The following is a 26,394-nucleotide window of genomic DNA, read 5'->3' on the forward strand; positions in this document are numbered from 1 at the left end:
AAGCTTGTCTACCTCGTCAGCAGGTGTCTGACCATCATCATCCAGGCATACAACTACATCACCTGATACAAAGCTGAATCCAGCCATCAAAGCTGCGTGCTGACCAAAGTTTTTAGCATGGTCTATTCCAATGATATTTTCATTGTCTGCACAGAGCCTACGAATAACACTTAGTGTGCCATCAGGCGAACAGTCATTGACCAAAATGATTTCGTAAGTATGCTCTGTCATTTGCTGCATTTTATTTTGTATTTCGCTTACTACTATTTCCAGAGTTTTTTCAGATCTATAGCATGGTATTACAAAAGAAACTTTCATTTTCTGCACCTTCAATCCTTATATCTAGCCATAAAAATCACGTCATGATAGAGTCCATCTATACAAACATCGTCATGGAATAATCCCTCTTTTACAAACCCTGCATGCTCATAGGATTTGTATGCTCGAATGTTGTCAGATAAAACTCTTAAATATATTTTATGCATACTCAAATGTGAAAAAGCATAGTCTACTATAAGTTCTGCAGCCTCGCGTCCTCGGCCACCTCCCAAATAGTCTTCCTCACCTATGAAAATGCCATATTCACCTTTGTGATTAACATTGTCAATATCCTGGATATACACGCAGCCGATTCTTTTATCATCCTGCTTATCCCAGATAATGTACTGAATGGCTTCACCTGTATCCACATGGCACTTTATCCAGGCCTTTTGCCCTTCTATGGTAAATTCGCCTCGGTATATATAGCGTTCTCTTACCAACTGGCTATTACGCCAGCGGACAAAATCTGCCAAATCCTCATCTGAAATAGGGGTTAGATATATTTTTTCTCCGTCTATTCTCATATTTGCCATTAGTTCTTGCTATAGAAATCCTTTACTGTTTTTACTACCTTTGCATGATCCTCATCTGTAAGACCATAGTAAAGAGGAAGTCTGACAAGTCTCTCACTTTCCTTTGTGGTAAAGATATCTTCGCCATTGAAGCGACCATATTTTTTACCGGCAGGTGCTGAATGAAGTGGAATATAATGGAACACCATGATAATATCATTCGCCTTACCATAATTAATAAGTGCTGTACGTTCCTCTAAATCCTTGCACTTTAAATAGAACATGTGAGCATTATGAGTACATCCTTCTGGAACCACTGGTAACTCAACCTTGCCTGCATCGGCTAATTCCTTAAATGCATCATAATATTTGTTCCATGAGTTCATTCTATCGTCAAAAATTTTGTCAGCAGATTCCAACTGTCCATAGAGATAGGCAGCGTTAAGCTCCGATGGCAGATATGAAGATCCTGCCTCTACCCATGTGTATTTGTCAATTTGTCCACGGAAGAATTTCGCTCTGTTTGTACCCTTTTCACGGATGATTTCTGCTGGCTCAATCATATCCTGATTTTTAATCAAGAGAGCTCCACCCTCACCCATTGAATAGTTTTTAGTTTCATGGAATGAGAAAGCGCCGTAATCTCCGATTGTACCAAGGGCCTTTCCCTTGTATGTACTCATAATGCCCTGGGCAGCATCCTCTACTACAAGCAGATTATGTCTGCGGGCGATATCCATTATAGTATCCATCTCGCAAGACACACCTGCATAATGAACAGGCACGATTGCCTTTGTATTTTCTGTGATTGCTGCTTCGATTTTGTTTTCATCAATATTCATTGTATCTGGGCGGATATCGACAAACACAACCTTTGCTCCACGCAGTACAAACGCATCAGCTGTAGATACAAATGTATATGAAGGCATGATTACTTCATCACCTGGCTTAATATCACATAAGAGGGCAGCCATTTCTGTAGCATGTGTGCAAGATGTGGTCAGAAGTACCTTGGGTGATCCTGTTTTTCCCTCAAGCCATGCATTACATTTTTTAGTGTATTCGCCATCACCGCAAATCTTGTGCTTTGCAATGGCATCCTCGATATATTTTGTTTCTGTTCCCACAAATGGTGGGACGTTAAATGGTATCATTTTACAATCCTTCCTCTTTATATATTTTTAATCTTATTATAGAAATATTTAACTGCTAATTCCTACTATGTAACTCCAAATATGCTACACCTAAAACCAACTGTAGTAAATCACTTTCACAGCAACCTTTATTATACACCATATTACTACTGTGGTAAAAAACATATGATTTCATCGTCTCCTCACACTATTTACTTATGGTTTTCTTCCATACATTTCACATGGTAAACATCTATATCAAATACCTTTATTGCTATTATATATCAGCAAATCTCATTTTAGTATAAGACATAGACATAAGTAATAATAATATACCAATACAACTCATAAACAAACCTTGCTTAAACATTGGAGTCTCATATTTAATAGATACTTCATGATTGCCTGAATCAATCGGTAATCCTATAAAACCATAATCTGCTAAAAATGTTTCAACTTTTTGATTATCTACGTACACACTCCACCCATCATCTACAGGTACAGCTATCATAACTAGACCATCATTGTCAGTTTTAATAGTTCCTTTTAGTTCACCTTTTTTATCAATGTAAAAATCACTTTGCATAGTACCATTTGCATGCGCATTCATGTATACATCGTCTGTAACCATAAATTTATCTAATACTTGATTTTGAGTTTCTTCATCTAAGCTTTCAAACTCATTAGTAGTTATTGTGCTACCATACCATTTGGCTACTGAATCTGTATCTGTATTTCTATAAATATAAATATCATCAATCTGATTAATCAGTTCAAACTGAGAATCAACCATTGGCTCCTTTGATAAAATATATTTTACATCTATAATTTTATTAGCTATTCTATCACGAGTATTTGATAAAGAAAAAAACTTAATACTAGAATCAATATTCGAGTTTATGTATATTAATTCGTAAAATTTCTGAATATTTCTATTTAACACTGAGCAATAAACACTGCCACTAGAATAATTTTCTACTAAGGAATCATTCGGTGTAAAATAGCTCCAATCATTATACGTCTTTTCAATTCTATAAAAAGTATTATCATAATTTCTAAGCCAATTCAGAGCCTTACTCGTATCAATATCCAACGCTCCTTTATCCCATACCAATTTATAATCTTCGTTCTTTGTAACAGCTCTTCTATTAGTAGACCACTCATTATCTAATACATTAGAAAAAATTAAAATGCTTAGCCCAAAGGCCAATATAAATCTTTTAAAAACAAAAAAATGAAGTCCCCATAAAATGAAGAAAAAAGCAATTATTAGCGTGACTACCAATAAATAAGGCGCCACTTCACTTGCCTTCACTTGCCATGCATAAACAACTCCTATCATCGTAAATATAATGCTTAAAACGTAAGCAAATATTTTTTTTCTAACTGTGAAGTCACTTGAATTATAGTCTTCTATAGTCTTTCCATATATCAAGCCCATAAAAGGTACTAATATAAACGAATGTCGATAGGCCGGATATTGGAAGCCATTAAATACCAATCCTGCAAAAGACGAAAACAGTAATATTACAAAAAAGACTTTTTTTAGTATTTCAGCTATGATACTTTTATTCTCTGTTTTTTTTGAAAAAACAAACCATAAACATAACGAGCAAATAAAAAAATAATTGATAAAATATTTAGGATTTTCGTAATAATTACAAAATAATGTTCGAGATGCATCGTTAACAAACAAAATATTATTTGAAATAATTCCTGCTATTCTCTCTGGGATTTCTTTAATTGTATATGTAGAGAATGTTTCTAATATCCTTAAAAAAATATTACTGTCGTAAGATATTCTTGAGGAATTAGTTAATAAATTATATAAAATTGGAAGAAATCTTAATCCTGAAATTAATATTGCATCAATTACTATGAAGGCAGATTGAAATAAATATCTAAAAAAGTTTTCCTTTCCATCATTACATATCCAAATTTGTCTATATACAAAATATATCAGTAGTCCAAGTAAAATCATATAACCTGTATAGACGCCATATGCAAGCATCCAAGCCAAGGCTAATGTTAACAGTATCTTTCCTTTTCTGAACTTAAAAAAAAGAGCTCGTTCAAGTAGTAGCAAAAGTAAAACATAATAAAACAGGGCTGTTCCTAAAAAATAATGTTGGCCCCATAAATATATATATCCACAATGCGCAACAAAAAATGATGCGCTATTAACTAAAATATCGTTCTCAAAATGATATTTTAAAAATTTCTTAGATAAATAAAATAAAACTATTATTTTTATTATCTGCATCCAAACCAGTAGATAATGTAATGCTCCAGCGCCAAATAATAATCCACAACATATTAATACTATTGCAAAAGGATCCATAATCCACTGATTATTTGTTATTAAGCTCACACCAAGTCCATATGACCAATTCCATTTAATAAGACCATACTCTTTTATTTGGTTAATAATACTAATATAATACGAATAGTACTGATCATGTGTATCAGCACCTACGTCATAATACATGTAATATTTCTTTCCAATAATATAGTCGCTAAATACATATGTAATTGATAAAATATTCAATATTATAAAAGCAACATCTGAACTAATATAATTTTTGAACAATCCTAGACTAGTTATTAATATCGCAAATAAAACTAATGCCGTTTTCAACATTAAAAAATGTGTAGAAGACATTATATTAGTAGTCCAAACACTAATTACTATAAATAATAAAGTCATTATAACTGTAACTTTTTTATATACATCGCTGTCAGCTATATATTTTTTCATATTTTGTACCTATCTTCATTATGTAAGATGTCAGCCTACATTTTCATATACTCCCCCTATATAATATACGAAAGTATAGCTACAATTGTTGATTAACTAATTTCGTTTTTGTTATTTTAATAACATACGCAATAAAGGAGTCAGTTTTTTCTTTTTATTATATTTAGATAATTCTGCACTCAAATCACTTACTTGCTTCTGTAATTCTAATATATACTGTTCTTTCTTTAGGTTCTCTTCTTCCAACAAGTTTTTTCTTGCCTGGTCAATTTGTAACTCTCTGATGAAACTCTCTTTTTTCTCATTTTCTGCTAATAATAAATTTCTTTCATCAGTTATTCTATGATTATTTTTTGCATAACAATTAATAGCTTTTACAAAGTAATGAACAAGAGATTTCAAGTCTGATGCTAGGATGTAATTATCCATTTGATCTAATCTATCTGAAATAGACATTCCCTCATAATCGACAGAGAACATCTTTTCCATCATGGTGCCTAATATATTATATTTACGATATAAGTCCTGATGATTAACAAAAATGGTTAGTAATGACTCCCATGTTGTACTTGTATTATAAGAAATTGAATCATTTTGTCGGTAGTTATTTATTAACACATCATCGCAGAAATAATACTTAAATTTATTGCAACCAATTATTTTCATGAAATAGTCCCAATCGTCAAACTTCCTTAAGTTATCGTGAAATCCTCCACACTTATCATAACAATCTCTAGTCATAACAACTGCATTTGTGTCAATAACGTTATGCTCTAGAATTACTTTCATTAACTCTTCATAATCGTTAAGCACACTTGATGACTCTATTGGCAATACGACACAATTTCCATTTTCTTCTATTATTTCTATTCTTCCAAATACGAAATTATAGCCTTTAGAAATGTACTTTAATCTATTTTCTAAATAATGCTCATTCCATTCATTATCTGAATCTAAGAATGCTATTACATCCCCAATTGCATGACTCATTCCCAAGTTTCGTGATGTAGCACTCCCCAAATTAACATCATTTTTTAAGTACATAATTCTATCATCATTATAGCTTTCGATAATCTCATATGTACCATCATTAGAACAATCATCTATGATAATAATTTCAAAATTCTGATATGTCTGTTTAATAACACTATCAATAGCTCTTTGAATTGTGTTTTTTCTATTGTATGTAGGAATAATAATCGAAACTTTTAAATCCATATTTTCAGTACCAAATCTATTTATTACACCCTATAGTCATCAAGTAATAACTATCTCTTTACTAAAATTGCCATTTATGCTTTACCCAAGTCACACCATCTATCTTTTCCATAGAATTCACTTCAAATTTCAAACAATTATCATAATAATCAATTGTATTTCTCATAGAATCCTCAATTGTGGCATCGACATAATATATTCCTGATAGGAATCGATTTTCTATCCATAGAGTAACTTTTCCATCTTCTGTCAAGTTCTTTTCCATCTGGTATGACACAAGACTGTTACAACCAAAGCATCTAACACCATCTTCCCTTATAATACAAAGTCCAAAAATAGCGTCTTCCACAGGTTTATTTACTTTATAAGATATTTCTAACTTTATATAATCAGAGTCCTTTACCAATGATAACGGTTGACCCTTTTCATCTAATATTTTGACATCACTGATTCTTGCTTCACCTGTACCTCTTCTCTGAGATTTTTCAGGTTTATTGCCATTATCATTTTTAGAAGCATCACTTTTTTCTTCTGAATTTGATTCAGCATTTTTACTATCATCTGGTTTATGAGCTTCACTACGTTTTTCTTCTTCCTCAATCTGAAGTCGACGCATTTCACTCATATGCTCTAAATATGCATTGTGGACATCTCTTGGTTTGCCATCCATCTTGATTTCACCACTATCAATCCAAATACTTCTTGAGCATATTTTTTCTATCTGATCCATAGAATGAGAAACTATGACAATAGTTGTACCATTCTTTTTAATCTCATGTAGCTTACTAAAGCATTTTGCCTGGAAATTAACATCGCCTACAGCAAGAATCTCGTCGATAAGTAATATATCTGCACTAACATTTATAGCCACGGAAAAAGCCAAACGCATATACATACCTGATGAATATGTTCTTACCGGGTTATCGATATAATCTTCCAGTTCAGAGAACTCAATAATATCAGCCATTCTGGCATCAATTTCTTTTCTGGATAGACCAAAAATCGATGCATTTATATAAATGTTCTCACGACCACTCATATCTGGATGAAAGCCTGCACCTAACTCAATCAAACTCGATACTCGACCCTTAAGCTCCACAGTGCCTGAGTCAGGATACATTATTCTGGTTAGAAGTTTTAAGGTTGTACTCTTTCCACAGCCATTATGTCCAACAAGTCCTATAGCCTCGCCCTTCTTTACTTCAAAAGAAATACCCTTCAGTACTGCTCGTTCTTCAAATCTATTTCTCTTTTTAAATATAACTTTTTCTTTAAAGCTGTTTGATTTATCCAAATAAACTTTAAAGCTCTTTTTTAAATTTTTTACTTCAATTGCATTTTGCTCTTTCATTTATAATTCCTCAGCAAATCCTCTCTGTAACTTTTGAAAAGTCAAGTATCCAATAACGCAAACCAACATACCAAGTATCACAGCTGCCAACAGTGTATGTAAATCTGGAACAGACTTATAATATAAAATCTGTCTATAGGCATTAATCAAAGGAGTGGTTGGATTTAAATTCCAAATATATAATAGTATCCTGTGATTTGCCAACTGTTCTTCAACCATAGCGCTTGAATAAAGTACTGGAGTAAGATACTGCCATGCCATTGAAATAATACCAAGAATATACTGTAAATCCCTAAAATATACTGTGCAAGCTGATGCCAATAGAGTAATTCCTAAGGCTAAAAAGAATTCAACAAGCATTACAATTGGTAAATATAACAGTGCTACGGGATTCAATCCATATCCAGAAAACAAAAGCACGACAAATACTACTACAAATGTTAATAGCATATTTATAAATGCAGATGTTGCAAACGCAATTGGTATTACTTCTCGTGGAAAATATATTTTTTTTACCATATCCTGGGAAGCCATAATACAACCCGCACCTCCGGTAAGACAGGTACTAAAAAATATCCATGGAACAAGTGCAACAAAAAGGAATAGGTAGTATTTATCTATTCCAGCACGCATAATTACTGAGAATACCAACGTATAAACTACTAACTGTAAAAGAGGATTAATGAAAGTCCATAAAAATCCAAGAACAGATCCTTTATATCGTCCTCTTAATTCTCTTCTAACAAGACCGTATATCATTTCTCTATATTCAAAAATTTCTTTTAAGTGATTCATTTTTATAATGTCAACCCTTCTAATGACTCTTATTTAACAAACGCCATAACTGTACCTTGAATGGAATATCAATTGATCGAATCTTCTTTGCAACTTTAAATGTAAAGCTATTTAAAATGTCTTTGTCTGCTTGTGAGATTCCAGCCATAATACCATCCATTTTTTCGGCTGTGTCTATGAAGAATGTTCTTTTCATATAACACTTGTATAATTCTTCGGCATTGAAGTTGCCATAGCCACTCTGCCTTGTTTCTTCATTAAAGAGATTCTCATATACAGTCTGGTACTCTTTTGCCATCATACTTAATGTCTTATTGACATAATTTTTTGCCGAAGTTTTTTTAACATCTAATACATTTCTGTCAGTTTGAATCAAATGAATGATATTAGCTATCTGTCCAGCTGCATCATCAATTGTGACAGTCCAACCAGCATCCGTACGTTTCATTCTCTCTCCTAATGCGCCTATATCTGTGACTATGGTAGGCATATCACAAATAAGCGACTCACTCAAAGTATAAGAAAATGTTTCAGGCCAAACTGATAGAATGCCTACAGCATCTATATTGTAAAGAGATAATAATTTTGGCAAATCGTTAGAATTATACTGTCCAAACTTATATACATTATCAGCGTTAATTAAATTCAAGTCATCATATCCAATATTTCCTAAAATATAATAATTAACATTTGGAATATGCTTTTTTATTAAATCGCAGATAATGCTTCCACCTTTTTCTCTATTTATACCACCTATAAAGCCAATATTAATTAGTTTAGAGCTATTATTGGACTTATCAACACTATCTAATTCATATATATCATTTTTCTTAAAAATATTACTGCTTGTCCTGATTAACAAATTGAGAGATACATGAATATCAAATATATTAAATGGAATAAGCGTTTTAAAGCTCTTCCCCCTGAACCCCTTTGCGTTTACAATATCTCCTCTTTCAACAGTCGTTGTTGGTATAGTGGTAGCCTTATCACCTATATTTATTTCAAGATAAATAGATTCTATCTCATAATCAGATTCATCTAATATTGCCCAACCTTCGATAACATACCCCATAGGAGTTTTCTTTACAGATTCAATGAAATGCTCAATATTACCATTTTCTGTAGCGGTTTTGACTTCAGCTGTTTTAAACTCATAACCATGTTCTATCACTTTTATCTTAGCAAATAACTCAGGATAAAATTGCCCCATATTTTCCTTTACAGACACGTTTGGAACAATGATGTCACTACATTTAGACAATACATCAAGGCTCTTTTTCTGCCATAGTTTAATATAATCTGTACCGTTATAGATATCCGCCCAATACCCCAAAGCATTCTGCCATACTTCATCATTGACTGTTTTGCTATCGATCGGCATAAAGTCAGCGTCCAATAATTTCACAGATGGAGATACAAAGAAGTAGTCATGGCATGTAACAACAACAGGCACATTCTGCGCAAATGCAATGTCAAAAATATCAAACGAGAGACTATGAACATGATGTACATGTACCAAATCGAATTTGAACGCACCAAAAACAAGATTCCATATTCTGCTAATATTTCTATCATGGAATCTAAAATATCCTTTATATTCTCCTATATAAAACTTCCAAAAATGTTCTGTTTTATCTGTATAAAGTGTGAGATTTAAAAATTCTCCATCTCTGGCTGCAACAAATACATTGTATTCAGAAACCATGCTGTCTTTTAAATGATTAACATGCAGTTGAGTTCCTCCCACATTATCTGATGCATCTTTTCTAAAATCAGTATGTACAACATATAAGATGTTCTTTTTTCCATTTTCTACATCCATAAATATGCTGACATTTTCTTGAACATAGCCATTTGGATTATCTCTTACATATACATCATTTGTATGCATTTGTAATGGGTAACGCTTTCTCAAGATTGCGTCATGCTCCCTTATATAAGCTTCTTTTTCTGCACTAACAAATGATTTTGTACCTGTGTGAAGTATAAAAGTGTCATCACATTGAACATGTATATAGCCTACCTGTTCTGCACGATTACAGAAATCATTTTCCTCTCCATAACCTCGTCCGAAAGTTGCAGCGTCAAAATTGCCGATTAAATCTATTACCTCTCTTTTAACCAGCATGCAAAATCCATGTGCAACTGAAATCTGTGGGTATTTGTGCATGCTACAGTGCTCAACTATCTCTCCCATCTTTTCTGCATCAATATTTTCTGGAAGCTTATTTTCTTCACAAAAAACAGGCACTGAACAAAGAGTAGCGTTATTTGAAAGAGGTGTAACTGTACCAATCTCAGGGTTGCTATATGCACACACAACCATCTTTTCTACCCATCTGTCTGTGACAACTGTATCAGAGTTCAATAAAATTACATCATTTTCTACTGACTGCTGCATGCCTAAATTAATATTTGCAGAAAATCCCTGATTCTTTTCATTATTAATAACTATAATATTGTCACCAATTTGCCTATCCAGAATTTCTTTTATTCTAGGGTCCGGACTATTATCATTAATTAAGACCAGTCTATTTTTAGACAGGTCTGTGTGTTTATAGATGCTTTCGAGACATATCTCTAAATCATCTGCTGCATTATATATTGGTATAATTATATCTACTGATTTATCTATCATTAATGTTCCTCATTTTCTTATCTAGTCACTGTTTCGTATTGTACTATATAACATCAAATTTAACAAATTTCATAATACGTAATTTATTTGACAAATAGTGCTAATATTAGTTGGCTAATTCGCCTTACTATCCAGGCTCCTATAATGATGACAAACATAAGTGCAAGAAGTATTATCATTGAGTTTTTTATATCTGTTGGGTTATATCTCCGTGTCACCTGAATTATTGCCGCATGTTGCAACAAGAACATTGGGTAGGAAATACCTGCTATAAATGTTATTCCTTTGTCAATTACGCTGTCACTAGTTACCCAATTTCCCAGCCTATATATTATTACAAAAGTAAATATGGCAAAGAAATGTGTCACGACATTAGAGTTGAAATTAATATGCACGAAAAACTGCAATGTTGTAAAAACGCCTGACACTATCAGAAAAAAATTGTTGTTAAGCAACGATTTATTGCTAATCATGAACATACCAATGACGAATGAAAACAGACATGTAATCAAATTACGTTGTGGCTCTATTAGAAAAATATCGAAAAAACTTACCCATAAAAATAATGCCGTCACTATAGTCAGCAAAGCTTTTGGCTTCCATTTCATCATCCCTGCCACCATCGGATATAGTAAGTATATAAGAATAATGGCACCTAGAAACCAATCGCCGCACAACTCATATCCCGGTATTAAATACTGAAAATACCCACTTAGCCCAGCTATTGCCATAGGCACTGTCAAAAGTTGAGGGCCTGGCCCATAAAATATTTTCCCCTCCGAATAAATCTTTAGTATTATTATTAATCCAGAAACTAACCAGTACATTGGATAAATAGCTTTGGCTCGTTTGATAAAAAATTGTTTGTATGAGGCAATGTTACAATTGCTCATGTATAACACTGCTCCTGAAATCATAAAGAATAGATTAACGGCTAATTCACCCCATGAACCATTTTTATAGGATACCAAATGCTGAAGATTTGCTGAAGAATGGCACCCGAAATGATATATAACTATGGTTAAAGCGCTTAACGCCCTGATTAATTCTATACCTTTATCTTTTTGTTTTGAATTGACTGGTTTCACTTACAATACTTCCCTGTATCTTAATCTATATAAAATATCTGCAATAAATGATTTGTTAAAATTAATTGATTTTGCCTCATCTAAACTAACAGCTATAGGAATATCTGCCAATAATTGCAAATAGTCTTTGTTGTAAGACACTTCATATTCCTGATTAAACATCCTCTTTTTATAATCAACACACAATTTGTGGAATTCATCAGGATTCGCTAGTAGTTCTCTTAAAGCCTGGTTACCCGGCTTTATTATCGTCCCATTTTTATAAATATTGACCTGCTTTTGTATATTTCCACTAAGCTCGGTCGTCACCACATAACATCCACACTGCAATGCTTCAAAAAAAGTGTAACAATACGTTTCTGGCCACAATGACAACAACATCGCGACATCTATGTTGTATTTCCGCAATGCGTCAACCATTGCATTTGGCCCATCATCCGCTATGGAAACAGGGATGTATTTGACATATGCAATCTCTTCAGGAGCGAAACCCAAATGATAAAAGTTATATCTGTTTCTTATATCATCGGGCAGATCTTTTATTGTATCTATCCACAAATTCCACCCTTTAGATTTTTTTCCCGTACCTACAAATGCCACATTTAACTTGTCATTTGAATATGGATGCGTTTTTCTTGCATGCTCTCTTACGCTAAGATGTTCAATAACCTTGATATTCCCTGTATATTTAGGATATCCATCTGACCATATTTTTGCAGCTATTTCAGATGGCGCAACTACAGCTATTTTCTCAAAACTAGCTAAAAAATTTTTTGTTGCCTCCTTTTTGTCAATTGATATTTTGTAGAAACTACAATCACCGCACTTTTCATCCTTCAATGCTCCATCACCACAATAGTACTCATTGTTTTTTAATAAATTCTCCTGCTCACAACATGAATAATAGTCGTGCACATAAAATATTATTTCAGGTGAAAAAGATAATATTTTTTGCAAAGACTGCAGATTACACCACATTAAATGATGCACCATAACACCTTTACAAGAATGGCTTGCTAGGGCTTCATGTAAAAGCTTGATTACTATTTTTTCATCATATACACCTATGAATTTCTTATTTACAATCATGCCCCAACCAAAAATAGTGATGCCTATCTTCTTTCTAACTGGGAATACGACAATAGTATCTATATTATTTTTTTCTAATTCAGCAACTTGTACCTGTATATATTTCTCTGATCCCGCACTCACTATAAATGGGTTACGCCAATGGATCAACAGACAAAAATTATTATTTATCATAGATTATTTTTCCTTAAAGCTTCCCCAAAAGCAGTGACAACCTGTACACCCTATCACGCCCCGAATCGTTTCTATATATTTCACTGCAGTTTGCCAGCTGTATTTTTTTGATAAAACTATGTTCCGAACCAAGGACTTGCCTTATCTGAGATTTATGCCTTGCAGTGATTGATGGGTCCTCTTGGATGCAATTTACAAGCTCCTCCAGTTGCCTATAAATCTGACCTCGTTTAGTGAAAAGCTGTTTGATTCGGTATTTTAGGACAGCTCCTTTTGTGGTCTTTACCCCCCATTCATTATGACCATGCTGACGATAATTCATGTGGGGCTCACTATCAAAAATGGTCTTTCCGTAGGCTTCAGCCAAAAGGTAAATCCACCAATCGTGCATGATAATATTATTGGGATTAGGGATGTTTTCTCTGATTTTCTCCAGTAGTGCCCTGCTAATTACAGCTGTACAGCCTGTGCAGATATTTTCTACCAATGCATTACCAAAGCTTGGTCGTGGGTTCTTGTTTTCCCTTACAATCAAGTTTAGATCACCATCTACAAGGTTTGTATCACCACAATATAGCAGTGGAATTTCCACACCACGCTTCTGCTCCTCTGCCTGCAACATTTTCACTGCACTTTCAATTTTGTCTGGCATCCACACATCATCCTGGTCGGCGAAAGCATAATAATCCGCTTCAGGTGCATTTTTAATCAGTTCAAAAAAGCTGGCGATAACACCGAGATTTCTTCCACGTTCCAATTTAATGTTTACACTATTACCATCATTCATGTACGTTTCTATAATAGGTATTGTGCTATCCTTTGAGCCATCATCACGGATATACAATGACAGTTTCTTCGCTACCGATTGCTGCTCTATGCTATCTAGCTGTTGTTTTATATATTTTTCACCATTGTAGGTAGACATAAGTACTACTATATTCATAAATTAATTCCACACTTATTTCACAGAAATAGACCTCATAGACCAATTAATTTACAGGGATGTATTTTTCCTCTGCAATAATCTCTTAATATCAAGGATCTTTGTGATTGCTTTTACCTTATAAAAAAATAATTGAATAGCTATTGGTAACAATATGCCTGCTACTAAATACACCATTCTCATTTGACGTAAGTCAAGTGGTATAAACATATACCATATATCAGACTTATAAAGTCCAACATCAAAACTACTGAATACTGAACTATATTTTACTAAAACCATATAAATATAATTTACTATCCAAAAACCAAGAAACTGATTCATCATAATTGAATAAGTATTATTTGCAATTAAACCAATATACTTGGATTTTCCAATTGCCGGTTCTAGCACTTTTGAAATTCTAAACCAAAATGCAATCTCTATAATACCTGACACTATTGGCATTAATGGTCCTGAGAAGTCATTGCACCACGAAGGAGTAAAAACCAAATTTGTTTTGAACACTAGCATCATTCCACATTTCAATATCATCAATATTGCAAGATACCAAAAATCAGGAATTCTCAAATCATATTTCTCAAGTGCCGCTCTATAGAATATACCAATTTCATAAAATGTTACAAAATATGTAAACCTGACCAATACAAGCCACCAGCCTGTATTTCTACCCTCCCACGCCAGTGTATTGCCCACAATACCAAAGATAACATTTATAAATAGGAATAAATATTCATTTTTAATTCCAAATATTGAAAAAATTTTTCTAGAAATAATATTGTAGAACTGAGCCATAAATAGAGGAACCACAAACCATCCTGCCATGTTAAAAAGGAACTGATGACCATTTGTAATTGGCGCTATCACTACGTTCTCAAATGTGAAATCTCCACCCAACATAAAGCCTTTAGCCCCAAGCGACATTACAAACAGACCATAACCTATTGTATATAGATATAATGGTATTATCAGTTGCTTGACTTTTTTCCAAATATATCCTAATACATTTTCCTCTACCTGAGAGTTATAGAAATAACCCGATGCAAATATAAATAAAATCAAATTTTGACCGGCCATTGGAAACCATTCAAATATTCCACCATTTATTCCACCACCTCCGCAATGACCTGCAACAAGCATAATCATAGCTATTGCATAAAGAATCTTAAATCTATAATCTATTTTTTTAGTCATTATTTTTTTCCCCTGCAAACCTAATATATTGATTTGCTAAAATCTTAGCTTGTTTTTTTATATTAAATCCCTTCTCTTCTAAGATTGAACAATTGTCCTTTCTATTTCCCTGCACACCCAAAATCCACGCTGCCCAATTTACAGGATTGTCGATTGAACATTGAGCAATGTTATCAGTCATGAGAGTCTCTGGTGTGACATTTGTGGATAGTAGGGTTGGCAATCCTGCGGCCTGAGCTTCAACTCCGACAACTGGTAGTCCCTCATAGAGTGATGGAAGAATAAACACATCCATGGCCTGATAATAGTCTCGCGGGTTGCTAACTACACCAGGCAATATGAAATAATTCTCCAACTTCTTTTCTTTTATTTTCTGTAAGATATCGTTTCGTAGTGGTCCATCTCCAATAAGTAAAAACTTAACATTTGAATCTTCTTTTATTACCTGCTCTGCAATATCTACTATAAATAGATGGTTCTTCTGCTCAGCCATGCGGCCAATATGGCCTACTAAAATTATATCATCAGATACACTCAGTTGATTTCTAATCGCGTTTCTCACACTGGCGTCAAATTTAAATGCTTCCAGATTAATAGCATTATTTAAAATAAAAGCTTCATCATCACCATATAAATACTCTGATGCAACCTTTGAGCAAGCAAATCTTTGGTTGGCATTTGCTATTGCCACACGACTCATTAATCTATTTCTAATACGTTTTATAGATGAATCCGCACCTCTAGAATTGTGACTATGCAATATTCGCACCGGAATACCATACTTTTTTGCCACCGGCATATAATAGGCTGCTGCATTGGGTGTATGACCATGAATAATCTGATACTCACCTTGATGATTCCTGAAGAATTTTTCCAGTTCTTTTTTATATTTGAAAGTGTTTTTAATGGTCAGGCTAGGCATAACAAATATCTTTGAGCCCCTGCTTTCAATCCATTTTTTTAAATCGTCCTCCACGGGCTCATTTACCATAAAATCAAAAAGCACTTCACTAGGATTCATAAAGCGATAATAATTCATTATCACCTCACTAACACCACTTCCGTGCCTTATGCAATCTGTTATTTGTAGAACTCTTATGGGGTTGCTCATTTGTAAATCTCCACCACATATATTTTTATTATCACCCAATCAGCACCTTTTTCCCCTGAAAAGCAAATCCATAGTGATGAATCTTATCTGCCTCTACTCCAGCATTAATCAATTCAGCATCATACTGTTTTTCTGTGATTTGGTTCAACGCATTTCGTACTGTATCGTCAAGGCCAGCTTCCACATCAGAATCATAGACTTTAAACTCTAACACGTATGCTGGATTATTTTTATCTTTGGGTATTAGGCAAACATCATATCTGCCAAATCCACTTTCTCTATTGGATTTAATCTGGTATTTTTCTGCCAGGTCTACGATTAAGCCCAGCACAAAGCCATGATAAAACCGTTCTGGTTCTGCATATTCCGATGGTCGCTTTCCTGTGTCAAATGATGAATAAGTATTCAGCGCAATTTCGTTCATGAATTTATTCATATATTTCAAATCGTTGTTTAATAGAGCCTGAATGAAATCGTTGTACCTAGTGTTGCTACCTTCAAACCATCTTTTTACCATGTCTTTAAACATGTGCATTACCTCGGTGTTTGTGATGGCTACTCTGCATTTTTTGCGCATTCCTGCTCCTTCAAGAAGCTCTGTTTTTTTCAGATATCCTGAAGCTAAAAGCATACTGAATACCGCTGATTCACTTTTATCAATCAAATTAAAAACTATTTCTTCATCAATTAATGTATCAACACTCTCACCGTCTAATAACGTTTCAAACTTTTTCTTGATATCTGGGCTTCCCTCACGTATCAATTTGTCAATCAGCATATTGCTACTTGTGTTTGCCCAATAATCATCTAAGATTTTTGTATCCAAAAACTGTGTTATGGACCACGGATTATAAATGTCCTTTTTGGTGCCAATCACAAATCCATCATACCACTTTTGAACCTCCGCATTCAGTGCAGACAATCCATACTCTTCAAGTGATGATGATACTTCATCTCCAGTGAATCCAAATGCCGTTTCATACTTGGCAGTTGTTATTGATGCCACCTTTAGATTATTCAGATCAGAGAAAATAGATTCCTTGCTGACTCTTGTGATTCCAGTCATTATTGCACGTTCAAGATAGTTATTTGTCTTGAAAGTTGCATTAAAAATATTTCTAATGAAAACTGTAATCTCATCCCAAAATCCATCTACAAAAGCTTCTTGCAATGGAGTGTCATACTCATCCATGAGGATTATGACCTTCTTACCGTATTTACGATACATAAGTTCACATATAAAATTAATAGCATTGCTAGCTACAGCATCTGACATATCATAACCCACAAGTGACCAAAAATCCCTGTCTTTTTCAGATACAAAATCGCATTCTATCAAGTCCTGATTATTTCGATATAGCCTTACAATCTCTTGGATTATCTGCTGTCTGGCCATTTCGTATGTGTTGCCCTTTACAGATGCAAAGCTGATGAAGATGGTTGGATACTGCCCCTGGAGCTTCTGGTAGTCTTTATATTTCCATATTGCCAGGTTTTCAAATAGCCTTTTTGTATCCTCAATAGAGTTTGAGAAGAAATAATCTAACATACTCATATTGAGGGTTTTACCAAAGCGCCTTGGTCTGGTAATAAGAGTTACAACATCACCACTTTCCCACCACTCTTTGATAAACATAGTCTTATCCTGATAAAAATAATTGTTTTCAATAATGGTTTTAAAATCCTGATTACCAATGGATATCTCTCTCGTGTGAACATTTTCAGGTACTCCTGATTCAGCCAAAAGTATTTTTTCCAAAGCCTCCATGGTTTCAAATCTAGGAGATGCTATTTTCCCACCCAAGACTTTTTGAACTGTACTTAAGTTGACACCTGACTTTTCAGCAATTTGCTCATATGTCATTTTCGACTTTTTTTTAGCATTTATCAGTTGTTCTATTCTCATATCCATAGAGTCACCATCTATCCTATAAAAGTTTTGCAAATACAAAATTGCAATTTCGGCATTGCTCGCATTCTTATTATAGCAAAAAATTGCAATTCCGTTAACTGAAATTGCAATTTAAAGCACTCATCTCCAACGTGGCCAGCTTATCATCAAACAGACCTCCGCCCCTAACAATCCTACAAAAATGCTTCTTATATCCCTCATCCACATTCCTAGCATCAGCATCATAACTGATTCCTATTATCAGCATATTTCCCTTATAATGCTCTAACCTGTCAGAATAATTTCTAGAGAGGATTTGGTCTATGGCTTCTTGCGGGCTCTTACCATTTTTTAACTCTATTAGTAGTAAAGGTTTGTCCGTATGTTTAGGCGATGGTATGTAAACCAAATCTGCATACCCTTTACCAGAATCCACTTCCTTGAATTCTGTATAGTACTGCTGACCTGCGTAGAGAGCGTACTGAAGCGTGTGACTTAAGGACAATTCTGAGTTATAGGATTTATTATCTGTCCTGTCATGAGTCCATTCGATGATATCAGCGACCGTTTTTTCATCACAGTTCCAAATAGCATCTAGCAACTCTATTGATTTTGTCATTGCCTCAATTGGCTCTTGCCACTGAGGGTCATCACTGGTTGAATCTTTGAATACTTCAAAAATTTCTCTGTTTGGAATAAAAACTTCTTCAGTTTCAGAATCATATCCTAAATATCCCAAATGAATAAGCAGAGCCAACACATCGTCTTTACTTTTGAAAGTGGTCATATCATTTTGATATTTAGATATGTTTATTTTCATTCTGCCGTTATTCATCAAAATACCCGTATATTCTTTTAAGCCATCAAAATCTTTACGGATATACTCTGCCAATGCCTCATAGGTTTCGGTATTATTCCAGTAGTTACCTATTATGCCTGTGCGCATAGCCTGGACAACCGACAGCGGACTATAAATAGCGATTTTGTGTCTCTCGTATTCCCCTGCCCTATATAACTCACGCTTATCAAGTGGGATGCTATCAGCCACAGTGTAACCATCGTACCATTTTTCCACTTCCTCTATATCCATTTTGTATTCATGGCACAGTCCCTCCACTTCCTCTGTGGTAAAACCTGTATATTTGGCAAACTGCATAGGATATAGCATAGAGTATTCATCAAACATATTTAATGCCGAGTGCTCTCCATATTTTTTGATAGGAAGAATTCCTGTCATATATGCTAAGGCGATGTAGCTTTTGTCTTTAAACCAATCACGCAAGAAGTCTAAATAAAGGTTCTGCCCCTCCTTATCATCTTTACGGATTCTAAAAATCGCATCCCATTCATCTATTACGATAACAAACTGAGTCTTTTCCTTAAGATACAATTTATCCAAGCTGTAAAATAAATCTTCAGAATCATATTCCACATTTGGAAATTCTTCACGTAGTTCAGATATAATTCGTGCTGTAATTAGCTTAATAGCATCTGCAACTGATTTATCCTTCTTCACAAAATCAGTCATAACTATTCTAATCACATTATATTTGCCTAATTCATCGTCCCATTCATTTGGTGATTCACTTGCTACAACCTTGTCTTCAAACAAACTTCTGGATTCAATAGCTCCATAATAAGCACATATCATATCTGCAGCCATAGTTTTTCCAAAACGACGTGGACGTGATACGCTAATATATTTTTGCTTTGTGCCAATAACCTTGTTAAGCTCCGAAATCATCCCAGTTTTATCAACATAAATATCTGATTTTATTGCTTCTTCGAATCTTTGTATTGGCGGATTTAAATAGATACCCATTTTATTTCCCTCAGAAATCATTTGTTCAGTGTTAGTGTAACACATCAGCTGTTCAATGCTCTATCCTCAGCAGAATTATATACTTAATGTACTGAAATATTTACACGTTGTTCGATACAAATAATTGTACCGCATTAGCGTAAATCTAACAAACTTCTAGTATTCATCTCCTCAAATACTTCCACACTGTCAGCCACTCGAACCTGAAAAAACACCAGGTGCTTTTAAGCCACCCAAATCCCTGACTGTCATGGTATACATGCCAGGTCCAGCTGAGGGTCTTTAACTTTTTGCTGCTGGCCCCCGATGATGATTTGCGGTATCGGAAGAGTGGTTCGCTGAGGCCGTAGGCTTTTATTTTATTGTCACGAAGAATTGTGAGCCAGGTGGCATAGTCCTCGTGGCCTTGTTTTGGCATTAAAAAAGATTTAAGGCCTGTTCTGTCTATTAGAACTGATGAACAAGGGATGACATTGGCATGGAGTAGCTTTTTGTAGTCTACTTCTGCTGGTACTGGCCACCATTTTTCTAGTGGTGTACTGTCATCTGTCATGAAGGCTGTGGCGCTGTAGCAGAATTTTGCTTGTTTGCTTTTAAGAAGCTCAATTTGCTTCGTAAGTTTTCCCTCAAGCCATTTATCATCACTATCTAAAAATGCCAGATATTGCCCCTTTGCTGCTTTGATTCCAGTATTTCTTGCAGATGCAATTCCGCCGTTAGTTTTGTTTATCAACTTTATGCGAGTGTCGGCTGCCGCCAGTGTCTTCACAATTTCAGGTCCCTCGTCTGTGGAGCCGTCGTTTACCACAAGTAACTCCCAATTATCATAGTCCTGAGCTTGTATTGATGCTATGGCTTCTGCCACGTATTTTGCCCCATTGTACATAGGCATAATTATAGACACCAATCCCTGCTCTGGCTTCAAGCGCTCATCAATTCTATAATCATAGGTCAGACTTCCAAATACCTTTTTGAATACTGTTACACGGCCTGTCATCAGTCGAATCAAATCTCGTCCCAGTACTATTCTGTGAAATCTATACCCAGCATCCTCTGCAATCCCCCTCACCATATCGTAAGTACGAACATACTCCGGATCCTGCGGATGCAACACCGAAGTTCTAGGCTGCTCTACCATTTCCACAACAGCCTTTGACATATTTTCAATGCTAATCATACTGCGCTGGTTGTACACATCAGGAAATGCTTTGAATTTCAGTGCAAACTTCTTAAGCATCTGATAATTTCCCTTGCAGCCCTCGCCATAGACCATAGGAGGTCTGACAATAGTTACTTTAAAATCAGATGATGCCATAGCCATTATCTGCCGCTCTGCCTCAAGCTTTGACTTTCCATAGGCGTTCACTGGATGTGTTGGGGTATCCTTTGTAATGTGCCCCTCAACCATGCCAAACACGCTCATTGAGCTAAGGTAAATGAATTGTCTAACTCCTTCTGCCTTGGCCTTTTTTGCAAGCTCTACTGCCAAATCACGGTTTACTTCATAGTACAGATGTCTGTTTTCATCTGTTTCTTTTATATGGGCTATCCCTGCCACATTGTAGACAACATCATAGCCTGACCAGTCCATGGCCTTCCAACTATCGTCTCTAACAGAAATAGCCTCGACAGAAAAATCGTCGAAGCTATTTGTATATTCTATAAACTTTTTTCCAATGTAAGAGTTTGCTCCCGTAATCAGAATTTTATTCACTAAGATTTTCTCCTATTCTGTAAGCACAAGCCATCTACCATAATAATCGTGCCATCCCACATTTCTATAGTCCTGCATATCCCATGAAAGGTCGCTAAAATAAATGTTAGAGGACAATGGTAGCGCCTTTACATATAGTATTTCATCTGTCGAGCTCTCCATTAATTCATATCGCGCATCACAGGCCTCAGCGTAGCTTTTTGCTGTTCCATCAACAAGTTCTTTTTGCACTGATATAAAATTTGAACTTGGCAACAACATAGTAATAATTAATGCAACTAAAATACTACCAGTAATTCCTCTATCCAACCCAGTAAAATCTTTAATATCAATAAGGTCCCTATTTTTAATCCAGCAAACAACATAAACCATATTGGCAAAAGACAGTGCCATAAATGTAAGCCAGAATATATTATATACTCTAGGCGCACCAAAATTGCCCATTGGGTAAAATGGAACACATAATATTCCGCACATAATTACACAAGAACAAACAATATAGCTCAGTGGATTGATTGGTGTAACTACATCTCCCACATTTTCAAGCTCCATTGCAAATAGTAACGCAACCATCATTAACATAATCCATGTCACATTGGTATAGTTCTCTATAAGATTTACAAACTCTTTAAAGCTATTAACCATCGTCACTCCAACACCCTGCTTCTCGAAACAAGACTGTCTGGCAGCTGTACCTGGCGCTTTGTACATGATATAAAATCCCAAAAGTGCAACAGCCCATGATATTGCAATTTGTAATGCCTCAATCTTTTGTTTGTAAACAGATATTACCAATACAAATGTAAGCATCATTATATTTAAAAATGCAGTCACATGGTTACCACCCGAGATGATAAATGAAAGTACACTTGAAAGTATGATATATATCCACTTCTTCCTATCGCTATCTATTGTATTCCAAACCAATAACAGAGAAATATTTAAAACACTGAGAAAGAAAAAAGGTACATAATTCCAAGCACCATTGAACCAATATAGTCCCTCTGTTGTACTAGGCAGACCAATTAAAATAATAGCTGTAGTCACAAATGAAAACATAGCTACAGAAAGTCTGTCAAAACGTTTACTCCAAACATACTTATTGAGTATAGAAATCGCAAAATATGTACAAAACAACATAAAAATGATTAATAAAATCGCACCTATTCCATAAAGCTTTTCACTAATGACACCTGGCTGAAGAGCAAGGAAAAATGCTGATGTATATAGGCCCTGCCATGTGTTGTAATACATAATATCCACATCATATGCTGTCTTTAAAATATGGAGAATGTTATGATTACCTGACTTTATGGTCTGATATACCATTGCAGAATAATTCAAATCATCAGCGCATGGTCTGCTGTACATGGCCATCACCATGAATGGAATCATGATAGCCATACAAACCATTATTATCACAATTTGAAATAATACTTTCTTATTTTTCAATTTTTCTTCCCTCTAACTCCAGCCATCCCGCTATCATGCCGCTGAAAAACAGTCCTGGCATCCAAAAATACCTATGGGCGTATGCGTTTGGCTCCATAGTATAGTATAAATTTAATGATACAAAGGCTGGTACAATCAGGTACTTAATCCATGAATTTGAGTTCTTAACCAATGTCAATCTGATAGCTTGGAATATAAACAAAAGTCTTATTAATGTGAGCCCCAGGTATACTGTCATATCGTATACTCGACCATACTCTAATACCATGCTGTGGGCTCTATCTAGGCCTGCTCGTTCTGTGTAATTGTCATTCGGCCATTTAAGCATACTCCTAAATGCTGTCAGGTTAATATCAATACGCTCGTTTTTAAGTAAACCTCCATCAGCCCAATATGAAGCCTTGTATTTGTCCATAAGACCAAATGTGTTTGTTGTAAACAGAACCGCTATTATAACTACTATCAGTATGCCCACTGTTGTTGCGGTTAAGAAAATCTTTTTAAGCCTTTTATTGTCTCCATGCCATCTGTCATAAACCACTAGACATCCTACAATGAGAATTGTAAGTATCAGTAGCACCGGGTTCTGTCTTCCCTGAACATGCATGACCATATATTGTAAAAGCACATTTGCTGCAATAATAATTATTGAGGCTATTGTATGCTTCTTGAATACATATAAAGCAAATGCAAATGCACTTGTGGTAAGGACAAAACCCAGCTCGTAAGTTGTTCTAGGTTCTATTTCACCAGTCCAAAATTCTGGCCATCTTTCTGTGCCTAGCGCCCAGCCTGTTTTCCAGTTACTACCTATATCCAATACACTTTGGATATACATAGGAATTGCCATTGAAAAATATAGAATTACTATTTTTTCATTTATTGTCTCCCGATCTGTTCCAACTATTAGCTTTCCTAAAATATATGCCATTGGTAGAATCCAAGCATAACTAACTGGAACATAATCTTCCGTGTGATAATCAATAATGGCCACAAAAACCATTACCGTGCAAAGCAGAACAAGTGAGAAATCAAATTGTATCTGTCTTTTTCGAATCAGGTAATAGGCAGATGCTAATGCCGCGATGTAAAAGATATGGTTTACGTCCACAACAGGACCAGTCATATCTATCGTGTATTTATAATTGATATCCAAAAGCCAACTACAAATACAAAAAGTAAAAATCGTTGCAGCACATACCGTAAATACGAAACTATCCAGCAAATGTAGGTACTGTTTCTCTGATTTTCTCCAGCACTTTTTCGTTTTCGTTTTCATAAGCATAATTCATTAAATCGTTCAGTTCTTGTATAAATAAATTTGAGTCAAAATCTATAGGCTCAGCAATGTGTATGAGCTTGTCATCAGTCTTTCTCAAGCCCTCTTCGTCCATAAGCTTTTCTTCGTATAGCTTTTCGCCTGGGCGCAATCCCACATATTTGATTTCGATATCGATATCTGGTTTGTAGCCGGCAAGCTCTATCATATTTCTTGCTAAATCTGCAATCCTTACAGGCTCGCCCATATCCAGTACAAAGATCTCACCATGCTCGGCATTGGCCCCAGCCTTCAGTACAAGGCTTACTGCCTCAGGGATAGTCATGAAATATCTGATGATATCAGGATGCGTAACTGTAACTGGGCCACCTTCTGAGATCTGCTTTTTAAAGAGTGGCACAACAGAACCATTCGAGCCTAGCACGTTACCAAAGCGAACAGCCACAAATTCAGTGTGTGGAACATCAACGCCCTTGTGATTTGCCACAACCTCACTGTTATCATCAGAGTGAGAATAAAGCATAGGCATTTCATCCACTCTGCCCTCACGAATCATTTTGTCAAAGGTCTGAATAATCATTTCGCATATACGTTTTGTGGCCCCCATTACATTGGTAGGGTTAATAGCCTTGTCTGTGCTGATAAGGACAAAACGCTTACAGCCATATTTCATAGCAGCATAGGCTGTCTTGTAAGTACCTACAGCATTGTTTTTGATAGCCTCGCAAGGGCTGTCCTCCATAAGTGGAACATGTTTGTGCGCTGCTGCATGATAGCATATGTCAGGATGATATGTTTCAAATACATTTTCCAAACGTCTGGTATCTCGCACTGATCCAATTAATGTCACCAGATTAAGCTCAGGAAACCTCTTCTTAAGCTCTAGCTGAATATCGTAAGCATTGTTCTCGTATACATCAAAAATGATAAGCTGCTTTGGTGCATATTTTGCAATCTGTCTGCAAAGCTCGGAACCGATAGAACCGCCACCGCCAGTTACCAACACCACCTTGCCACATATTTGATTGGCCACCTCTTCCTGGTGGATGTTGATGGTGTCTCGTCCCAATACATCCTCGATGCTGATATTTTGCAGGCTACCGGCGCTGATAACACCAGCTTTTTCTGCATACATATTTGGAAGCTGTTTAATAACGCAATTGGTCTCCTTGCAGATATTAATCAGGTTACGTTTTTTACTAGGACTGATATTTGCGATAGCTATGTATATCTCGTTGATGCCAAATTTCTCTACATTTGCAAGAATCTTATCCTGCCCACCTACGACCTCAACACCGTCGATGTATCTACCCCATTTGTTTGGGTTGTCATCTATGATACATACGACCTTGGCGTGATTTCTGTTGTTATTGATGTAGTTGACATCGCGGATAATCATTCTGCCGGCATCGCCCGCACCGATTATCATGACCTTTTTGTCCAGATCTGTACCTGCTCTGCTGTCTCTAAGAAGAAGCACAAAACGATATGAAAATCTGATAACTACACCAAATAAAAACTGAAAACCTATACCAAACACGTAGTAGGAAATAGGCATTCTGCGTACAAAACTTGTAGCAAACAATGCCTTTACAAACAGAGTGAATACAGATGCGTAGGTAAGTTTCTTTAATTCAAAGAAACTGGCGAAACGCCATATACTGCGGTACAAACCAAAGAAGTAATACACAATGATAGTAAATATCGCATATACGAATATTATCTGTTTGTAGGAATTGAAATAGAAATCCGGAATGAGGGAATATTTACAATCAAATCTAAACCAAAGTGCTAAAAAGAAGGATGCAACTATAGTAATAAAATCATAGGCAACCAAAAACCAGGCAACTTTATGCCAGTGCTTTATTTTGCTGAAAAAACTCATTTTTTGCTCCATTATATCTCCAT

19 protein-coding genes are annotated in these 26,394 nt (G+C 35.2%); all 19 read right to left on the reverse strand.

Annotated elements, in window-relative coordinates:
- Positions 1-318, reverse strand: a 318-nt coding sequence (locus BLV53_RS15120) for a glycosyltransferase (RefSeq protein ID WP_139298943.1), incomplete at its 3' end; no start/stop codon positions are given.
- 11 nt (positions 319-329) lie between these two features.
- Positions 330-854: a GNAT family N-acetyltransferase gene (locus BLV53_RS15125; RefSeq protein ID WP_090301069.1), complete on the reverse strand. Its 525-nt coding sequence runs from the start codon at positions 852-854 to the stop codon at positions 330-332.
- The gene (gene rffA / locus BLV53_RS15130; RefSeq protein WP_090302392.1) at positions 854-1,987 is read right to left on the reverse strand and encodes a dTDP-4-amino-4,6-dideoxygalactose transaminase; all 1,134 of its coding nucleotides are present in this window, start codon (positions 1,985-1,987) and stop codon (positions 854-856) included. Before rffA ends, BLV53_RS15125 begins: the two co-directional genes overlap by 1 nt.
- Positions 1,988-2,243: 256 nt before the next feature.
- Positions 2,244-4,724, reverse strand: a complete 2,481-nt coding sequence (locus tag BLV53_RS15135) for a YfhO family protein (RefSeq protein WP_090302393.1) — start codon at positions 4,722-4,724, stop codon at positions 2,244-2,246.
- Between the two features lie 111 nt (positions 4,725-4,835).
- Entirely contained in the window at positions 4,836-5,942 is a 1,107-nt protein-coding gene (locus tag BLV53_RS15140; protein ID WP_090302396.1) for a glycosyltransferase family 2 protein, read from the reverse strand.
- A 61-nt stretch (positions 5,943-6,003) separates the two neighbouring features.
- A complete protein-coding gene (locus BLV53_RS15145) occupies positions 6,004-7,293 on the reverse strand; it encodes an ABC transporter ATP-binding protein (RefSeq protein WP_090302397.1) in 1,290 nt (429 codons plus the stop codon).
- A complete protein-coding gene (locus BLV53_RS15150) occupies positions 7,294-8,088 on the reverse strand; it encodes an ABC transporter permease (RefSeq protein ID WP_090302399.1) in 795 nt (264 codons plus the stop codon).
- A 19-nt stretch (positions 8,089-8,107) separates the two neighbouring features.
- Positions 8,108-10,729: a glycosyltransferase gene (locus tag BLV53_RS15155; protein ID WP_090302401.1), complete on the reverse strand. Its 2,622-nt coding sequence runs from the start codon at positions 10,727-10,729 to the stop codon at positions 8,108-8,110.
- A gap of 83 nt (positions 10,730-10,812) precedes the next feature.
- Positions 10,813-11,817, reverse strand: a complete 1,005-nt coding sequence (locus BLV53_RS15160; protein WP_090302403.1) for an acyltransferase family protein — start codon at positions 11,815-11,817, stop codon at positions 10,813-10,815.
- Positions 11,818-13,080: a glycosyltransferase gene (locus BLV53_RS15165; RefSeq protein ID WP_090302405.1), complete on the reverse strand. Its 1,263-nt coding sequence runs from the start codon at positions 13,078-13,080 to the stop codon at positions 11,818-11,820.
- 13 nt (positions 13,081-13,093) lie between these two features.
- Entirely contained in the window at positions 13,094-14,023 is a 930-nt protein-coding gene (locus BLV53_RS15170; RefSeq protein WP_090302408.1) for a glycosyltransferase family 2 protein, read from the reverse strand.
- Between the two features lie 51 nt (positions 14,024-14,074).
- Positions 14,075-15,217: a hypothetical protein gene (locus tag BLV53_RS15175; protein WP_090302410.1), complete on the reverse strand. Its 1,143-nt coding sequence runs from the start codon at positions 15,215-15,217 to the stop codon at positions 14,075-14,077.
- Positions 15,210-16,328 carry a glycosyltransferase gene (locus BLV53_RS15180; protein ID WP_090302412.1) on the reverse strand — a complete coding sequence of 373 codons (1,119 nt, stop codon included), beginning with the start codon at positions 16,326-16,328 and terminating at the stop codon, positions 15,210-15,212. Before BLV53_RS15180 ends, BLV53_RS15175 begins: the two co-directional genes overlap by 8 nt.
- Before the next feature lie 31 nt (positions 16,329-16,359).
- Positions 16,360-18,240: an AAA family ATPase gene (locus BLV53_RS15185; RefSeq protein ID WP_242879123.1), complete on the reverse strand. Its 1,881-nt coding sequence runs from the start codon at positions 18,238-18,240 to the stop codon at positions 16,360-16,362.
- Between the two features lie 94 nt (positions 18,241-18,334).
- Complete coding sequence (locus tag BLV53_RS15190; protein WP_090302414.1) at positions 18,335-20,041, reverse strand: AAA family ATPase; 1,707 nt, start codon at positions 20,039-20,041, stop codon at positions 18,335-18,337.
- 163 nt (positions 20,042-20,204) lie between these two features.
- Positions 20,205-21,755 (reverse strand): glycosyltransferase, encoded by a 1,551-nt coding sequence (locus tag BLV53_RS15195; protein ID WP_090302416.1) that lies wholly within the window; start codon positions 21,753-21,755, stop codon positions 20,205-20,207.
- Positions 21,756-21,767: 12 nt separating this feature from the next.
- A complete protein-coding gene (locus BLV53_RS15200) occupies positions 21,768-23,207 on the reverse strand; it encodes a DUF6056 family protein (protein ID WP_090302418.1) in 1,440 nt (479 codons plus the stop codon).
- Positions 23,197-24,486 carry a hypothetical protein gene (locus BLV53_RS15205; RefSeq protein ID WP_139298984.1) on the reverse strand — a complete coding sequence of 430 codons (1,290 nt, stop codon included), beginning with the start codon at positions 24,484-24,486 and terminating at the stop codon, positions 23,197-23,199. The genes BLV53_RS15200 and BLV53_RS15205 overlap by 11 nt, the downstream gene beginning before the upstream one ends.
- Positions 24,422-26,383, reverse strand: a complete 1,962-nt coding sequence (locus BLV53_RS15210; RefSeq protein ID WP_090302422.1) for a polysaccharide biosynthesis protein — start codon at positions 26,381-26,383, stop codon at positions 24,422-24,424. The genes BLV53_RS15205 and BLV53_RS15210 overlap by 65 nt, the downstream gene beginning before the upstream one ends.
- Positions 26,384-26,394: the final 11 nt, after the last annotated feature.

Source organism: Pseudobutyrivibrio sp. ACV-2 (assembly GCF_900107545.1).
GTDB lineage: Bacteria > Bacillota > Clostridia > Lachnospirales > Lachnospiraceae > Pseudobutyrivibrio.

Bases quoted from the DNA above. Each gene is read 5' to 3' on its own strand.
- BLV53_RS15125 (WP_090301069.1), bottom strand. From the start codon at position 854: ATGGCAAATATGAGAATAGACGGAGAAAAAATATATCTAACCCCTATT.
- rffA (WP_090302392.1), bottom strand. From the start codon at position 1,987: ATGATACCATTTAACGTCCCACCATTTGTGGGAACAGAAACAAAATAT.
- BLV53_RS15135 (WP_090302393.1), bottom strand. From the start codon at position 4,724: ATGAAAAAATATATAGCTGACAGCGATGTATATAAAAAAGTTACAGTT.
- BLV53_RS15140 (WP_090302396.1), bottom strand. From the start codon at position 5,942: ATGGATTTAAAAGTTTCGATTATTATTCCTACATACAATAGAAAAAAC.
- BLV53_RS15145 (WP_090302397.1), bottom strand. From the start codon at position 7,293: ATGAAAGAGCAAAATGCAATTGAAGTAAAAAATTTAAAAAAGAGCTTT.
- BLV53_RS15150 (WP_090302399.1), bottom strand. From the start codon at position 8,088: ATGAATCACTTAAAAGAAATTTTTGAATATAGAGAAATGATATACGGT.
- BLV53_RS15155 (WP_090302401.1), bottom strand. From the start codon at position 10,729: ATGATAGATAAATCAGTAGATATAATTATACCAATATATAATGCAGCA.
- BLV53_RS15165 (WP_090302405.1), bottom strand. From the start codon at position 13,080: ATGATAAATAATAATTTTTGTCTGTTGATCCATTGGCGTAACCCATTT.
- BLV53_RS15170 (WP_090302408.1), bottom strand. From the start codon at position 14,023: ATGAATATAGTAGTACTTATGTCTACCTACAATGGTGAAAAATATATA.
- BLV53_RS15175 (WP_090302410.1), bottom strand. From the start codon at position 15,217: ATGACTAAAAAAATAGATTATAGATTTAAGATTCTTTATGCAATAGCT.
- BLV53_RS15180 (WP_090302412.1), bottom strand. From the start codon at position 16,328: ATGAGCAACCCCATAAGAGTTCTACAAATAACAGATTGCATAAGGCAC.
- BLV53_RS15185 (WP_242879123.1), bottom strand. From the start codon at position 18,240: ATGGATATGAGAATAGAACAACTGATAAATGCTAAAAAAAAGTCGAAA.
- BLV53_RS15190 (WP_090302414.1), bottom strand. From the start codon at position 20,041: ATGGGTATCTATTTAAATCCGCCAATACAAAGATTCGAAGAAGCAATA.
- BLV53_RS15205 (WP_139298984.1), bottom strand. From the start codon at position 24,486: ATGAAAACGAAAACGAAAAAGTGCTGGAGAAAATCAGAGAAACAGTAC.
- BLV53_RS15210 (WP_090302422.1), bottom strand. From the start codon at position 26,383: ATGGAGCAAAAAATGAGTTTTTTCAGCAAAATAAAGCACTGGCATAAA.